General features: G+C 61.4%; 1 protein-coding gene. It reads left to right on the top strand.

Annotated features, from left to right (window positions below; genetic code table 11):
• The first annotated feature begins 157 nt into the window (after positions 1-157).
• Entirely contained in the window at positions 158-1,837 is a 1,680-nt protein-coding gene (locus tag G3N58_RS33760) for an IS1634 family transposase (RefSeq protein WP_206001360.1), read from the top strand.
• Positions 1,838-1,902 lie beyond the last annotated feature (65 nt).

The raw sequence follows: 1,902 nt of genomic DNA, 5'->3' as shown, positions 1-1,902 counted from the left end.
CCCGAGTTCGACATTTCCGGCCGGAATTTGAGGCAATTTCGACCCAGAGCACCTTATAGATCAAACACTTGGCGTCCGTGGTTGTCGATGCGTTGTAGTGACACGAAATTTTCTGTGAGCCCTTGTTTCCCAGCCTTGTGTCGCCTAAAGTGGCGACATGTTCGTGAAGATCACCACCTCCGACAAACGCCAGTACGTGAAGCTGGTGGAATCGTTTCGCGACGAGCGCGGCGTCTCGCGCCAGCGTGTGATCGCCACGCTCGGGCGCCTTGAAGCGCTCCTCGCCGGCGAGAGCAATGCGCTCATCAGTGGGCTACTGCGCGCCGCGGGCAAGCCCACGCTCGAGCAGGGCACCGGCGAGGTGTCGTTTGCGCCGGCATTGACGGTGGGCGATACGTGGATGCTCACCGCGTTGTGGAAGGAACTCGGCCTGGACGATGCGTTGCGACGTATCTTGCGTCCACATCGCCAATTCGACGCTGAGCGTCTGCTGCGCGTGATGGTGTTCAACCGGCTGTGCGATCCCGAATCGAAACTGGGTATCTCGCGCTGGCTCGAAGGCACGCGAGTGCCCGAGGTCGCAGCCGACGCCGTTACGCATCAGCGCTTGCTGCGCACCATGGATACCCTGGCGGACTGCGCCGACGCGATCGATGACACGCTCGCGTCGCTGCTGCGCCCGCTGATCGACCAGGAACTGTCGATCGTCTTCTATGACCTGACCACGATTCGCACCGAAGGTCAGTCCGAACTGGTCGGCGAGTTGCGGCAATTCGGCCTGGCCAAGGAAGGCGATATTGCGCGACAGGTGATGCTCGGCGTTGTACAGACCGCCGAAGGATTGCCGATTCATCACGAAGTGTTCGCCGGCAATGCGGCCGAAACGCATACGCTGGTGCCCACACTCAAGAAGGTGCTGGCGCGTTATCCGATTCGCCGTGTGGTGCTGGTGGCCGACCGCGGGCTGCTGTCGCTGGACAACCTGGAAGCGGTACAGGCGATTCAGGTTCACGACCGGCCGCTGGAATTCATCCTGGCCGTGCCGGCGCGTCGCTATAGCGACTTTGACGAGTTGCTTGCCGAGTTCCACTCGCAGACCTGCCTGAAAGCACAGACGGAAATGCTCGGGGAATTCCAATGGCAGGGCCAGCGCCTGATCGTTGCGCATCAACCGGAGTTGGCCGCTGAGCTCACGACACGGCGCGATGCGCGTATCGCCGAACTCGAAACTGAGGCTGCACGTCTGGCCGGCAAGCTTGACGGGCAGGACGGTGGTCGGCGCTTCAAGGGACGGCAGCTCTCGGACAGTGGCGCTAAGGCGCGCTTCTACCAGGCCGTGTGCGAAGAAAAGCTTGCCTCGATCATCAAGGTCAACCTGAAGTCGGATCGGTTCACCTATGACATCGACGAGCGTGCGCTCACGCGTGCACGCATGATGGACGGCAAACTGATCCTGGTGACTAACGTGCCGGACCTTACTGCTGCCGACGTCGTGGCTCGCTACAAGGCGCTGGCCGACATTGAGCGTGGCTTCCGGGTGCTGAAGTCCGAGATCGACATCGCGCCGGTGTTCCACCGCCTGCCCAATCGCATTCGCGCCCATGCGCTGATCTGCTTCCTCGCGCTGGTCCTCTACCGCGTGCTGCGCATGCGGCTCAAGGACCGAGGCAACCCATACTCACCCGAGCGGGCACTGGAGATGGCCCGACGCATTCAGTTCCACCAAGTCACCCTGCACCGGGAACAGGCCGCCTCAGGTCTTTCGACGCTAAGCGCTGAACAGAAGGAGCTCTTCCAGACACTGAACCTGCCAACCCCGACCGCCGACGCCTTGTAGGGACAAAAACGCTACCCCTGATGTAGCGAAATCAAAGACTTACGCAAGAATCTGTCGAACTCGGG

Origin of the sequence: Paraburkholderia sp. Ac-20342 (genome assembly GCF_017104985.1) — a bacterium.
Taxonomy (GTDB): domain Bacteria; phylum Pseudomonadota; class Gammaproteobacteria; order Burkholderiales; family Burkholderiaceae; genus Paraburkholderia.
The sequence above is the reverse complement of the archived record's forward strand: the minus strand, read 5'-3'. Positions and strand labels throughout refer to the sequence as shown.

Excerpts from the sequence above, each read along its gene's own strand:
- G3N58_RS33760 (WP_206001360.1), top strand. The coding sequence starts at position 158 with ATGTTCGTGAAGATCACCACCTCCGACAAACGCCAGTACGTGAAGCTG.